General features: G+C 64.1%; 15 protein-coding genes. 6 read left to right on the top strand and 9 right to left on the bottom strand.

Annotated elements, in window-relative coordinates:
• Window positions 1–420: 420 nt before the first annotated feature.
• Window positions 421–1656, bottom strand: a complete 1236-nt coding sequence (locus tag AWB70_RS36645; protein WP_053567558.1) for an MFS transporter — start codon at window positions 1654–1656, stop codon at window positions 421–423.
• Between the two features lie 220 nt (window positions 1657–1876).
• On the opposite strand from AWB70_RS36645, the gene AWB70_RS36650 reads away from it, so the two are divergent.
• Complete coding sequence (locus AWB70_RS36650) at window positions 1877–2563, top strand: orotate phosphoribosyltransferase (RefSeq protein WP_008352701.1); 687 nt, start codon at window positions 1877–1879, stop codon at window positions 2561–2563.
• Between the two features lie 84 nt (window positions 2564–2647).
• On the opposite strand, the gene AWB70_RS36655 is transcribed toward AWB70_RS36650, so the two are convergent.
• Window positions 2648–3358 (bottom strand): response regulator, encoded by a 711-nt coding sequence (locus tag AWB70_RS36655; protein ID WP_014192506.1) that lies wholly within the window; start codon window positions 3356–3358, stop codon window positions 2648–2650.
• Between the two features lie 288 nt (window positions 3359–3646).
• Between AWB70_RS36655 and AWB70_RS36660 the strand changes: the two genes are divergently transcribed.
• The 3 genes from AWB70_RS36660 (at window position 3647) to argC (ending at window position 5986) form a co-directional block, all read left to right on the top strand.
• Window positions 3647–4237 carry a YbhB/YbcL family Raf kinase inhibitor-like protein gene (locus tag AWB70_RS36660; RefSeq protein ID WP_014192507.1) on the top strand — a complete coding sequence of 197 codons (591 nt, stop codon included), beginning with the start codon at window positions 3647–3649 and terminating at the stop codon, window positions 4235–4237.
• A 134-nt stretch (window positions 4238–4371) separates the two neighbouring features.
• Window positions 4372–4986, top strand: coding sequence for a flavodoxin family protein (locus AWB70_RS36665; RefSeq protein ID WP_053567106.1), 615 nt, complete (start codon window positions 4372–4374; stop codon window positions 4984–4986).
• A gap of 46 nt (window positions 4987–5032) precedes the next feature.
• Window positions 5033–5986 carry an N-acetyl-gamma-glutamyl-phosphate reductase gene (argC, locus tag AWB70_RS36670; RefSeq protein ID WP_014192509.1) on the top strand — a complete coding sequence of 318 codons (954 nt, stop codon included), beginning with the start codon at window positions 5033–5035 and terminating at the stop codon, window positions 5984–5986.
• A gap of 234 nt (window positions 5987–6220) precedes the next feature.
• Here the strand turns inward: argC and AWB70_RS36675 are convergent, their stop codons facing one another.
• The 4 genes from AWB70_RS36675 to AWB70_RS36690 form a co-directional block, all read right to left on the bottom strand.
• Window positions 6221–6583 (bottom strand): response regulator, encoded by a 363-nt coding sequence (locus tag AWB70_RS36675; protein WP_053567107.1) that lies wholly within the window; start codon window positions 6581–6583, stop codon window positions 6221–6223.
• A gap of 7 nt (window positions 6584–6590) precedes the next feature.
• Entirely contained in the window at window positions 6591–7031 is a 441-nt protein-coding gene (locus AWB70_RS36680; protein ID WP_053567108.1) for a hypothetical protein, read from the bottom strand.
• A 159-nt stretch (window positions 7032–7190) separates the two neighbouring features.
• Window positions 7191–7820, bottom strand: coding sequence for a LysE family translocator (locus AWB70_RS36685; protein WP_014192512.1), 630 nt, complete (start codon window positions 7818–7820; stop codon window positions 7191–7193).
• Between the two features lie 233 nt (window positions 7821–8053).
• Window positions 8054–8998 carry an NAD(P)-dependent oxidoreductase gene (locus AWB70_RS36690; protein WP_268760474.1) on the bottom strand — a complete coding sequence of 315 codons (945 nt, stop codon included), beginning with the start codon at window positions 8996–8998 and terminating at the stop codon, window positions 8054–8056.
• 44 nt (window positions 8999–9042) lie between these two features.
• On the opposite strand from AWB70_RS36690, the gene AWB70_RS36695 reads away from it, so the two are divergent.
• Together AWB70_RS36695 and AWB70_RS36700 are read left to right on the top strand one after the other, a co-directional pair.
• The gene (locus AWB70_RS36695) at window positions 9043–9813 is read left to right on the top strand and encodes a Mut7-C RNAse domain-containing protein (protein WP_053567110.1); all 771 of its coding nucleotides are present in this window, start codon (window positions 9043–9045) and stop codon (window positions 9811–9813) included.
• Between the two features lie 20 nt (window positions 9814–9833).
• Entirely contained in the window at window positions 9834–10103 is a 270-nt protein-coding gene (locus AWB70_RS36700) for a hypothetical protein (RefSeq protein WP_053567559.1), read from the top strand.
• Between the two features lie 3 nt (window positions 10104–10106).
• Here AWB70_RS36700 and AWB70_RS36705 read toward each other — a convergent pair whose 3' ends face one another.
• From AWB70_RS36705 to AWB70_RS36715, 3 genes are all read right to left on the bottom strand, one after another.
• A complete protein-coding gene (locus tag AWB70_RS36705; RefSeq protein WP_053567111.1) occupies window positions 10107–10370 on the bottom strand; it encodes a Txe/YoeB family addiction module toxin in 264 nt (87 codons plus the stop codon).
• Between the two features lie 232 nt (window positions 10371–10602).
• Window positions 10603–10914, bottom strand: a complete 312-nt coding sequence (locus AWB70_RS36710) for a cupin domain-containing protein (RefSeq protein WP_045451388.1) — start codon at window positions 10912–10914, stop codon at window positions 10603–10605.
• An 11-nt stretch (window positions 10915–10925) separates the two neighbouring features.
• Window positions 10926–12215: an MFS transporter gene (locus AWB70_RS36715; protein ID WP_053567112.1), complete on the bottom strand. Its 1290-nt coding sequence runs from the start codon at window positions 12213–12215 to the stop codon at window positions 10926–10928.
• Window positions 12216–12401: the final 186 nt, after the last annotated feature.

The raw sequence follows: 12401 nt of genomic DNA on the forward strand, positions 1-12401 counted from the left end.
GCGTCGAGCGGCTCGTCGTAGATCGCCATGCAGGCGGCCGCGACGCCCGGCGAATACGCGAGCGAGAGATCGAGCTGATTGGAAAGGGGCTTCGTCGGCGTGACCGAAATCTTGCCGGGACGGGGATTTTGGTGATACGCGAGGGCGCTTTGCTTCAGTTGTTCGTCCATGATTGACCTGAGACGTTTGGGAATTTTTTAACAGGGTTCACACTGCCGTCGACCGTGCTGCATGAATGCGGAAATGTGAATCGATGGACCATGTTTCGGTTGCTCGGAGCGTCGGATAAACGCGGCGTGCCGCTCGCACGGATGTCGCGAGCGGACGGAGCTTGGTTTTTTTGGGACGTCCAGTGTACACCGGGCACGAGAAATGACGCGATGCAACGTTTCAGCGCAATTTCGTCCGATGACTGAGCGGTCAGTCGAGCTCGGCGCCGCGTTTTTCGGGGATGAGAAATAGCGTCGCGACGACGTCGAGCAGATAGATCGACGCGAGAAACGCCAGCGCGACCGCGAACGAATAACGTGCCGCCAGCGCCCCGACCGCGACCGGCCCGAGACCGCCCACGGCGCGCCCGATATTGAACAGCACGTTTTGAGCGGTCGCGCGCGCTTCGGTCGGGTAGATTTCGGAGATCAGCGCGCCGTAGCCGCCGAGCATGCCGTTCACGAACACGCCCATTACCGCGCCGCCGACGAGAAGCGCCGCCGGGCTCGTCAGATTCGAATAGACGAAGACCATCGCGACCGCGCCGAACTGATAGACGAGAAACGCCGGTTTGCGCCCGAAGCGATCGGCGGCGAGACCGAACAGCCAGATGCCGAGCGCCATGCCGAGCACGGTCACGGCGGTCCAGAGCCCGGATTTCGTGAGCGAATAGCCGAAGGTTTTCGAGAGATAGGTCGGCAGCCAGATCATCAAGCCGTAGTAGCCGAAGTTCTGCACCGAGCACAGGATGATGACGCCGAGGCTCGCGCGCGCGGTGCGGGCGTCGTCGAAGAGCCGTTTCAGCGGGATGTCGCGTCGTCCCGCGGCCGCCCGGCGCTGCGTGAAGAGCGCGGGTTCGGCCACGCGTCGCCGCACGAAAAACGATGCGACCGCCGGCAGCAGGCCGACCGCGAACATCCCGCGCCAGCCGATGAGCGGCAGCAGCAGCGGCGTGATCAGCGCGGCGGCGAGCACGCCCAGTTGCCAGCCGAGACCCACGTACGACGACACGCGCGCCCGCATCCGCGCGGGCCACGCCTCCGCGACGAGCGCCATGCCAATGCCGAATTCCCCGCCCAGCCCGATTCCGGCGATGGTGCGGTAGATCAGCAGATCGCCGTAGCCTTGCGCGAGCGCGCACATGCCCGTGAAGACGGCGAACACGAGGATCGTCCAGGTGAGCACGCGCACGCGGCCGAAAGCGTCCGACAGCATGCCGAACACGACGCCGCCCGCAACCGCGCCGGCGAGCGTCCACGTGACGAGCGCGCCGGACTGCGCGGGCGTGAGATGCAGGTCGGCGGCAATCGCCGGCAGCATGAAACCGAGGATGAGCAGATCGAAACCGTCCATCGCGTAGCCGAGCACCGACGCGAGAAGCGCTTGCAGCGCGTGACGGGACGGAGGCGCGGAATCGGCGGCGGCAGAGCGGGAAACGGATGTCATCGGAAAGAGACGGCGGGTTCGCGGGCAACGCGCGAGTTTACGCGCTTTCACGACATCGAAACAAAACCGTCTCGGCGTCGGGTAAAATGTCGGGCTGCGCTGCGCAGGAAACACCAGAACGCCGTCAAAACGCGGCTCGTTTTGCATCGAACCCTGCGCCAAAGGCCCTCGCGGCCGCCTCCCGCTTTTGCAAGCGCCACACAAGTCCAAGGATTCGCCCATGACAGGCTTCGATCGCCAGACGATCTCCGACACCACCGCCAAGATGCTGCTCGAAGTGCAGGCGGTGCACTTCAACGCGGAAAAACCGTACATCTTCACGTCCGGCTGGGCGAGCCCGGTGTATATCGACTGCCGCAAGCTGATCTCCTACCCGCGCGTGCGTCGCGGCCTGATGGAGATGGCCGAAGCCACGATTCTGCGCGACGTCGGCTACGAGCAGATCGACGCAGTCGCGGGCGGCGAGACGGCGGGCATTCCGTTCGCGGCGTGGATCGCCGACCGTCTGATGGTGCCGATGCAATACGTGCGCAAGAAGCCGAAGGGTTTCGGGCGCAACGCGCAGATCGAAGGCCTCCTGACCGAAGGCCAGCGCGTACTGCTGGTGGAAGACCTGACCACCGACAGCCGCAGCAAGATCAACTTCATCAACGCGCTGCGCACGGCGGGCGCGACGGTGAACCACTGCTTCGTGCTCTTCCACTACAACATCTTCAAGGAAAGCGTGTCGGTGCTGAAGGACATCGATGTCGATCTGCACGCGCTCGCCACGTGGTGGGACGTGCTGCGCGTCGCCAAGGAGCAGGGCTATTTCGAGACGAAGACGCTCGACGAAGTCGAGAAATTCCTGCACGCGCCGGCCGAATGGTCCGCTGCGCACGGCGGCGCGACTGCCGCACCGCAATAAGCATTTACGCCTCGAAGCAATAAAAAGAAAAGAGCCGCTGTTTCAAAACAGCGGCTCTTTTTTATTTGGCGCGTCAAAATGCGGCTACAGTGAATTCGGATTGGGAAGCGAACCGTCGAGTGAACCGTCGCCCGAATAAGCCGAGAGATTCATCAAGCCGTTGCTCTGCGCATATTGAAACAGTTCGGAATCGCGTTCAATTCCGAGTTTTCTCATTGCCGTGTTTTTTTGCGTGCTGATTGTTTTGATACTGCGCCGCAATTGCCCCGCAATTTCCGTGATGGTCATGCCCGAGACGAAGAGCCGCACGACTTCGAGTTCCCGCTTGGACAGGATCACGCTGCGCTGCTGCCCGTTCGCGCCGAGGCCCATGCTGTCGAGCGCGCCTTTCACGGACGGGCCGAGATACTCCTGCCCGCGCATGACATGCTGGATCGCCCAACCGATATGGTTCATGTCGTCGGCCTTGTTGATGATGGACATCACGCCGACTTCCCGCAAACGTTTGAGCAATGCCGGATTTTCGAGCATGGTCAGCACGACGAGCTTTACCCGCGGAAACTGCCGGCCGATATAGCCCAGCAAGGGCATGCCGTCGCCGTAGGAACCGCCGGGCATGGCGAGATCGGTGACGAGGACGTCGCAAGCCTCTTTCTGAAGCAGCTGGATCAGTTCGGTCGACTGGCGCGCCTGACCGACCACGTCGACCTCCGGAAACTTGCTGAGCGCCTGTGTCGCGCCGAAGAGAATCACCGGGTGGTCGTCGGCGATGATGACTTTTATTCGCTGGCTCATTACTTCCTCCTGAATATCGGTCGATTAGTTGCCGCGCGAATCTGCGTCGAATTACTCATTTTTACATTCAATAAAGTCAGAAGTCATCGCCGTCAAGGCGCTGCGTTACGTCCGAACCGAAGCGGGGATGAAGCGCCATCGGTTAAGTCTCAAGGAATTGAAGCTTTAATGCTTTGTTGCAATGTTAAACTGCATCCCGACGCGAAGCGCATCACTGAGACAAAAAACATCGTTGCAGCCAGCGAAACACTGCTATATCGCGCGACGATACTGACAGGAGTTCAGCCCATGCGCCTCACCGGTCGACGCGTGAGTTCGAGTGGTCAAGTCGCAGCAGTACTGTTCATCGCCGTCGCGGCGGCAGTTTTCTCCCCTCCGCGCGAGGCCGTGGCCGATCCGGCCTTCGCCGTTTCCAGCGCGGATCTCGCGCCGGGCAAGATCGTCGGGCGCGATCTGCTCTACGACCAGTCCGACTGCAAGGGCGGCAACCGCTCGCCGCAGATTTCATGGCGCGGCGCGCCCGCGAACACCCGCAGCTTCGCCGTGACGATCTTCGACCCCGACGCGCCCGGACGCGGCTGGTGGCATTGGGCCGTCGCCGGCATCCCCGTGAGCACGGATCATCTGCCGAACAACGCGAGCGCCTCGGGCGCACTGCGCAAGCTCGGTGCGATCGAGGCGCGCAACGACTGGGACACGGACGGCTACGCCGGCCCGTGCCCGCCGCCAGGCAAGCCGCATCGCTATATCGTGACCGTCTACGCGCTCAACAGCGCCGACCTGCGGCTGCGTCAGGGTACGCCCGCGCTGATGTTCGAGCACGAAATCCGCACTTTGACGATCGCCAGCGCGCAAATGACCTTCACGTACGGCCGGTAAGGTCTCTTCGGCGAGCGGCCCGGAGCGTGCGGTCGCGCCGGTTAGTCAAAAATTGTCTTTGCTAGACTGACCGGACCGTCCGCAAGGCGCGCCTCGGGCGTGTGCCGCGCGCGCACGGAAGACTCGGGGACACCATGCCGAACATCATCATCGTTTATCACAGCGGCTACGGCCATACGAAGAAGGTCGCGGAAGCCGTGCTCGGCGGCGCCGTCGAGGCGGGCGCGAGCGTCAGATTGATCGCCGTCGCCGATATCGACGACAACGCCTGGGCCGATCTCGACGCCGCCGACGCCATCGTTTTCGGCGCGCCGACCTACATGGGCGGCCCGTCGGCCGACTTCAAAAAGTTCGCCGATGCGAGCTCGAAGCCCTGGTTCGCGCAGAAATGGAAAGACAAGATCGCCGCCGGATTCACCAACTCCGCGCACATGAACGGCGACAAATTCCTGACGATCTCGTATTTCGTCACGCTGGCGATGCAGCACGGCATGGTCTGGGTCGGGACGGGCATGATGCCGTCGAACACGAAGGCGGCCACGCGCAACGACCTGAACTTCGTCGGCGGCTTTACTGGCCTGCTCACGCAGTCGCCCGCGGATGCCTCGCCGGACGAAGCGCCGCCGCCGGGCGACCTGGAAACGGCCAAGGTATTCGGCGCGCGCATCGCCGAGGTGACGGCGCGCTGGGTCGGCGCTTCAGCGGGCGGCGCAAACGGCGGACATGATCCCGTCCCGGAATCGCCTTAAAATAGCGGTTTTGCGGCGAGCGCCCGCACGAACCAGCGAGATCGAGATGACCACGAAAGTATTCGTCGACGGACAGGAAGGCACCACCGGCCTGAAGATTTTTGAATATCTGTCGCAGCGCCGTGACATCGAAGTGCTGCGCATCGAGGAAGCGAAGCGCAAGGACATCGAGGAGCGCCGCCGGCTCATCAACGCGTCGGACGTGACGTTCCTGTGCCTGCCGGATGTCGCCTCGCGCGAATCCGTTTCGCTCGTCGATCCCGGCAACACGCGCACGGTGATGATCGACGCCAGCACCGCGTTCCGCACGCAGGACGACTGGGCGTACGGCCTGCCCGAACTGTCGCGCGCGCAACGCGAGCGCCTGCGCACGGCGAAGCGCATCGCGGTGCCGGGCTGCCATGCGTCGGCGTTCGTGCTGTCGGTGCAGCCGCTCGTCGCGGGCGGTCTCGTTCCCGCCGATTTCCACGCGCATGCTTATTCGATCACCGGCTACAGCGGCGGCGGCAAGAAGATGATCGCGGAGTACGAAGCGGGCGGCGACGAAAAGCTCATGAGTCCGCGCCCGTACGCGCTCGGCCTGACCCACAAGCATCTGCCGGAAATGTCGGTGCGCACCGGCCTCGCGCGCGCGCCGATCTTCACGCCGATCGTCGGTCCGTTCCTGAAGGGCCTCGCGGTCACGACCTACTTCTCGCCCGACCAGCTCAAGCGCCCGGCCAAGCCGCAGGACGCGCGCGACATGCTCGCCGAGTTCTACAACAACGAGCCGTTCGTTCGCGTAATGCCCTTCGACGCAGAAAGCAATCTCGACGCCGGCTTCTTCGACGTTCAGGCGTGCAACGACACGAATCGTGTCGATATCTTCGTGTTCGGCAATGAAGAGCGCTTCGTGACGGTCGCGCGTCTGGACAATCTCGGCAAGGGTGCGTCGGGTGCGGCGATTCAGTGCATGAACCTCGCGATCGGCGCGGACGAAGACGCGGGTCTCGCGCGCTAAGGCGCGGCAGCAACCTCAGAATGGCCGGCCTGCTTCAATGCGGGCCGGCTTTTTTTATGTCCGTCGCTGCACCGCGGAATCGAAACGTATAGACGAAAAAAAGCCCGCCAATGCTGGCGGGCTGAATCCATATCAGTGGAGACATGGAGGAGACAGGAGTAAATATACCAATAATTTTGGTGCGTTGCAACATCGAGCGTTGCGGCAGGCTGACGCACGGCGTGCGCGAAGAAATCAGGGCTGCATCATCGACAGAATGAAGTGCAACTGATCCGCCGAGATCGGCTTGACCAGATGGACATCGAATCCGGCGGCCTGCGTCATGTCGCGATGTTGCGGCTGGCCCCATCCCGTGAGCGCGACCAGCATCATCGCGTGGCCGTTCGGCAGGCGGCGCAGCTCGCGGGCTGCCGCCAGACCATCGACGATCGGCATGCCGAGATCGAGGATCACCACGTCGGGATCGAACTGCCCGGCGACTTCGACCGCCTGCGCGCCGTTCGCCGCGAGCGCCACTTCGTGGCCCATGCCGTTCAGCAGATTCGCTAGGCCGGCGAGCGCATCGTCGTCGTCGGCTATGAGGATGCGCTTGGTCACGATAGCCTCACCGGGAACCGTAAATCTCGAGCGTCAGCTTGTTCGATCCCGCCTGCGCCGCGGTGATCTCCGTGCGCGCGCCACGTGCGCCCAGATAGAAATGCTGTCGCGCGGGCGAGTTCTGGTCGTGAGTCGCGTCCGGCAAACACGACGCGATGTCGGCCGCGACGCCTTGCAGCGCTTCGGCGCCGGAACCGCCGCGCGGCGTCCAGGTGCATCGATAGTTCGTCTGCGAAGCGGCGCATTTCACGTCGTCGCCGTGGGACAGTGCGATGGCGCGGCCATCGATCGCCGCGAGCGACGCGAAATTCGGCGCGGCAGCCACGATGCGCTTCAACGCGTCGCAAGGGTTCGGGGTGTCGTCGGCGTGCGCGGGCGTCGTCGCCAGCGCGCCGGAAAGGGACGCGAGACACACCGCAAGCACGGCGCGTCGGCCAGTCATCTGCATGGAGCGCCTCCTTTTAGCTGTTCTTTTTGATCTTGCGGCGAACCTCGGACGAGCGTTACTTTCCGCCCGCCGCTCGGGCCTGTCTGTTCGAAAGCGAATGAAGCGCTGCAAACGCAGCAAATCATGCGCCCGTTCATGCAGACGTTTAGACGGACGCGTTCAGTGCCGCACGAGCGCCATCATCGCGCCGAAGCCGACGAACACGCCGCCCGTCAGCCGGTTGAACGCCTGCGCGACGCTCGCGCTCTTGAGCTTGTCGCCGATGCGCGCGCCCAGTCCCGCATAGACCGCGTACCAGCTCACTTCGATGACGGCGAACGTCGATACGAGCACCGCGAACTGCGGCAACACCGGGCGGCTCGCGTCGATGAACTGCGGCAGCAGCGCCGCCGCGAAGAGAATCGCCTTCGGATTGCTGCTCGCGACGAGAAATCCGTTGCGAAAGAGCGTCGCGCGCTTCACCGACGGCGCGCCCGCGCTTTCATCGCGGACATCGATTGCGCTCGCCTTCGCGCGCCAGCTTTTCACGCCGAGCCAGACGAGATACGCCGCGCCGGTCAGACGCAGCGTGTCGAAGAGACGCGGCCACGCTTCGAGAAACACGCCAAGCCCCGCCGCCGATACCGACAGCATCACGATAAGCGCCGTGAGACAGCCGGCCATCGTGGCCGTCGAACGTTGGATGCCGTGCCGCGCGCCATGCGTCATCACGAGCAGCATGTTGGGACCGGGAATGGCGGACACGACGAAAACGGTGGCGACGAACAGCCACCAGAGATGCAGGCTCATTGCGGCGTGGCGGGGAGAATGGAGGGACTCGCATTATGCCGTCCGTCCGCGCCGATTCGGGCGGAACGGCGCTTTCGCCACGACGCCAATATGGAATCAGCGGCCCGCGCGGCGCGCCGCCACTTATGCAGGCTCATTGCGGCGTGGCGGGGAGAATGGAGGGACTCGGATTATGCCGTCCGCCCGTGCCGATTCGGGCGGAACGGCGCTTTCGCCACGACGCCAATATGGAATCAGCGGCCCGCGCGGCGCGCCGCCACTTGTCCGAGGACGGCGAAATCCTTGTCGCCGTCGCCGTGAGCGAGGGCATCGACGAGGTTGTCGCGCACGACGCTCGCCACGGGTAGCGGCACGTTCACGGCATCGCCCGCGGCGATCGCGAGCCGCACGTCCTTGAGGCCCAGCCGCGCCTTGAACAGCGCGGGCTCATAGCGGCGCTCGGCGATCATCTTTCCATAGCCCTGATACACCGGGCCCGGAAACAGCGAATTCGTGATGACATCGAGCAAGGTCTGCGTCTCGATGCCGTGACCGCTCACGAGCGCCGCCGCTTCGCCGAAGCTTTCTATCGCCGACGCCAGCATGAAATTCGCCGCGAGCTTGAGCACGTTTGCATGCTGCGGCTCGCTGCCGACGCGCCAGGTTTTCTGGCCGAGGACGTCGAGCACGGGCTGCACGCGGTCGATCGCCTCGCTCGCGCCCGCCGCGAGAATGTTGAGCTTGCCCGCCGCCGCGACGTCCGGCCGCCCGAGCACCGGCGCGGCCACATACGCCACGCCATGTTGCGCATGCAGTTCCGTCAGTTCGACGGCGAGCGCCGCCGAAATCGTCGCCATGTTGACGTGCACGAGGCCCTTCGGCGCATGCTTGACGAGGCCGCCATCCACGAGCACGGCGCGCAGCGCGGCGTCGTCGGCGAGCATGGAGAACGCGGCGTCGCCGGCGAAGGCCTGCTCGGGCGTATCGACCACGGACGCGCCCTGATCCGCGAGCGCGCGCGTCTTGTCGCGCGAGCGGTTCCAGACGCGCACCGTATGTCCCGCCTTCAGCGCGTTGCTCGCCATCGCGCCGCCCATTTCGCCCAATCCGATGAAACCGATATCCATGCTCGCGTGCTCCTGTGCCGTGTCCGCCCGCCGCGCCGCCCTGGCCGCGCGGCCCGAGCGCCAGTAGAGCACATCGCGACGAAGCGCGCAGGACCGCGCGATGCGATACTGCTTGCATGGTCAAGGCGCGCTTTCACTTTCATCGCGAACTGAACGATTTCCTCGCTCGATCCCAGCGCGGGCACACGTTCGCGTGCGCGTGCGCGAAGTCTTCATCGACCAAGCACATGATCGAAGCGCTCGGCGTGCCGCACACGGAAGTCGAGGTGATCGTGCGCAACGGCGCTGCCACCGGCTTCGACACGCTGATCGAAGCGAACGATCTCATCGAGGTTTATCCCACAGGTCACGCGCCCGAAGGCATGGCGAACGGTGCGCTGCTACTGCGCCCGCCGCTTCCCGCCGGCGGACTGCGCTTTATCGCGGATGCGCATCTCGGCGGGCTTGCGCAACTGCTGCGCCTGGCGGGCTTCGACACGCGTTACGACAACAATTTTCCCGACGAGGAAATCGAGCAGCTCGCGCAGGACGAAGCGCGCATCGTGCTCACGCGCGATCGCGAGTTGCTCAAACGCCGCAGCGTGCTGCGCGGCTGCTATGTGCGCGCGCTGCAGCCGGACGAACAGTTCCGCGAGGTGTCGGCGCGCTTCGATCTCGCGCCACACGTCCGCGCGTTCCGTCTCTGCCTGATGTGCAACGCGCCCTTGCGCCCGGCCGGACCCGGCGATATCGACGGCCGCGTGCCCGAAGGCGTGCGCGAGAGGCACTCGCGCTTCGTCACCTGCGATGTGTGTCGCCGCGTGTTCTGGGAAGGCTCGCACTGGCGGCGCATGCGCGCGCACATCGACGCGCTAGCGGTTCCGTACAATACGGGCCTTCCCAATTGATCGTCGCCCCGGAGCATCGCGTGAACAAATTCCAACTGGAACAGAACAAGGCCTTCAAACTCGCCAACGATTTGAAGCAAGGCGGCCGCGCGCGCGCAGGCGCGGCGGATGAGCAGAAAATCGACCGGCGCGAGCAGCGCAAGCTGGATCAGGCGAAAGGGCTCGTGCCGTTCGCCTGCAAGCTCGATGAAAAGCTCGTGAAGCAGTTGAAGGATCGCGCTGACGCGCACGAAGGCGGGATGACGGAAGCGCTGGCGGAGTTGCTGGTGAAGGCGGGATTGGAGCGGTAGGCGTTATTTGTCGCCGTAGTGGCCGCGACAATGGACGATGACTAGAGTCTCATCCGAAACCTCGTAGACGAGCTGATTCTCTTCGTCGATCCAGCGCGACCACAGCGCCCCGGTGCGTGGCTGCGGCTTGCCCGTGCCGGTGAACGGGCTTCTGCTGCATTCTGTAACGAGGCGCGTTATTTTCTTGAAGGTTTTCGGATTTGACGCGCGCACAAGATGGTATTCGTCCCAGGCGGTCGGTGAGAACCGAATTTCGCGCACAATCATTCCGCCTGCTTCGTTCGCTTCACAAGATATGCCGCGTGCGCGGCACTCGCGAAGACTTCTCGCCGAGCGACGCGTTCAACCGCCCCGCCTCCCGCGCCTCATCATAATCACGCTCTATTAATTCAACCATCCTAACCATTTTCCGCCCTCGCACTCGCACAACGACGGGCGAATTATCGCCGCCCCCGCCCGCGCTGCGCCACCTGTCCGAACGGAATAGGAATAACCGCCCTCACACGCTCCCCTCCTTCTCGATCACCAGAATCCGCGCCTCGCCGACCGGCTCCGCGAAATGCTCGTCGCCCGCCTGCGCATGGAAAATGTCGCCCGCGCGCAGCGTCAGCGTGCGCTCGCCGCCCTCGCCGCGCACATGCATGCGCACTTCGCCCTGCATCACGGCAAACACCTCCTCGCCGTCGTTCACGTGCCATTTGTACGGCTGGTCGGTCCAGTGCAGACGGCACGACGTGCCGTTCATCACGCAGATATCGAGCGCGCCCCATGCGCGCTCGGCCGTGAACTTGCCGCTTTCGATCACTTTCATTGGATTGCCGCCTATCGGATGAAATCGCGCGCTTCGTCGACGTCCACGTGACGGGTCGAGGGAATCCACGCCACCGCGATCAACGAAAGCACGATGCCGCCCATCACGTAAAAGGTGGGCGCGAGTTGCGATTCCGTGACGCGGATCAGCCACGTCACGATAAATTGCCCGAAGCCGCCGAAGATCATCACCGCGATGTTGTACGCGAGCGAGAGCCCCGTCGAGCGCACATGCGCCGGAAACAGCTCGGCGATGAGCGCGCCGAACGGCCCATAGTAGCCCGAGAGCGCGATTGACAGCAGCGCCTGCACGATGACGAGCCGCATCACGCTCGGCTCCGCCGCGAGCCACGCGAAAAGCGGATAAATGATGACGAGCGTGATCGCGAGCGACCACATCGTCAGCCCCTTGCGCCCGATGCGATCCGACCACGCGCCCGTGATCGGCGAAAGCACCGTCAACAAGAGATTGCCGACGATCAGCGCCGTGAACGACTGCCCGAACGGCAGCTTCAGTTGCTTGACGGCGAACGTCGGCAGATAGGCGATCAGCACGTACACCGTGACCGTCAGCGCGATCACCGAGCCGAGGCCGCACAGCACTTCGCGGCTATGCGTGCCGAACACTTCGCCGAGCGTCGCGCGGCGCGCGGTTTTCTTCGCGTGCAGGAACGCTTCGGTATCGGCCATGTTGCGGCGGATATACAACCCGATCGGCCCGATGACCAGCCCGAGGATGAAAGGCACGCGCCAGCCCCACGAATCGAGCGCCTCGGGCGAGAGGCCGCGCGAAATCGCCGCGCCGACGATCGCGCCGAGCAACAGCGAGGCCGCCTGGCTCGCCATCTGGAAGCTGCCGTAAAAACCGCGCTTCGAGAACGGCGCGGCTTCGATCAGGAGCGCCGTCGAACTGCCAAACTCGCCGCCCGCAGAGAAGCCCTGCAGAAGACGAGCAAACACGATGACGAGCGGCGCGCCGATGCCGATGGCGGAATACGGCGGCGCGATCGCCAGCAGGAGAATGCCGAGCGTCATCAGTCCGATGACGAGCGTGAGCGCCGCCTTGCGCCCCGCGCGATCCGCATAGAGACCGAGCACGATGCCGCCGACCGGCCGCATCACGAAGGCGACGCCGAAGGTCGCCGTGGTCAGAAGAACCGATGAGTAGTCGCTGTCGCTCGGAAAGAACAGCCGGGCGATGACCACCGTCATGAAGCCGAACACCGTGAAGTCGTACCACTCAAGCGCGTTGCCGATGACCGCCGCCGTCACGGCGCGCGGATTCAATGGTCTTCCTGGCATGCGTTCCCCTAAGTCATGGGTGTCGTGCTGGGCCGGCGACGTGATGTGTGCGAGCCCGCTCGTCTCCTCGTCCGCGCTTGGCGTAAAGATTCACGCGCGCGGCTCTTTTTGCCTTGGCGAGTGTAAAGACGGATTTTCTCCTGAGCAAGCTAATTACAAGCGAAGGAACACACGCGAAGAAAAGCG

This window comes from Caballeronia cordobensis, from assembly GCF_001544575.2.
GTDB classification, from domain to species: Bacteria; Pseudomonadota; Gammaproteobacteria; order Burkholderiales; family Burkholderiaceae; genus Caballeronia; species Caballeronia cordobensis.

Coding starts and splice junctions, on each gene's coding strand:
- AWB70_RS36710 (WP_045451388.1), bottom strand. CDS start 10,914: ATGAAAGTGATCGAAAGCGGCAAGTTCACGGCCGAGCGCGCATGGGGC.
- AWB70_RS36680 (WP_053567108.1), bottom strand. CDS start 7,031: ATGCAGATGACTGGCCGACGCGCCGTGCTTGCGGTGTGTCTCGCGTCC.
- AWB70_RS36665 (WP_053567106.1), top strand. CDS start 4,372: ATGCCGAACATCATCATCGTTTATCACAGCGGCTACGGCCATACGAAG.
- AWB70_RS36695 (WP_053567110.1), top strand. CDS start 9,043: ATGGTCAAGGCGCGCTTTCACTTTCATCGCGAACTGAACGATTTCCTC.
- AWB70_RS36650 (WP_008352701.1), top strand. CDS start 1,877: ATGACAGGCTTCGATCGCCAGACGATCTCCGACACCACCGCCAAGATG.
- AWB70_RS36645 (WP_053567558.1), bottom strand. CDS start 1,656: ATGACATCCGTTTCCCGCTCTGCCGCCGCCGATTCCGCGCCTCCGTCC.
- AWB70_RS36715 (WP_053567112.1), bottom strand. CDS start 12,215: ATGCCAGGAAGACCATTGAATCCGCGCGCCGTGACGGCGGCGGTCATC.
- AWB70_RS36705 (WP_053567111.1), bottom strand. CDS start 10,370: ATGATTGTGCGCGAAATTCGGTTCTCACCGACCGCCTGGGACGAATAC.
- AWB70_RS36660 (WP_014192507.1), top strand. CDS start 3,647: ATGCGCCTCACCGGTCGACGCGTGAGTTCGAGTGGTCAAGTCGCAGCA.
- AWB70_RS36655 (WP_014192506.1), bottom strand. CDS start 3,358: ATGAGCCAGCGAATAAAAGTCATCATCGCCGACGACCACCCGGTGATT.
- argC (WP_014192509.1), top strand. CDS start 5,033: ATGACCACGAAAGTATTCGTCGACGGACAGGAAGGCACCACCGGCCTG.
- AWB70_RS36685 (WP_014192512.1), bottom strand. CDS start 7,820: ATGAGCCTGCATCTCTGGTGGCTGTTCGTCGCCACCGTTTTCGTCGTG.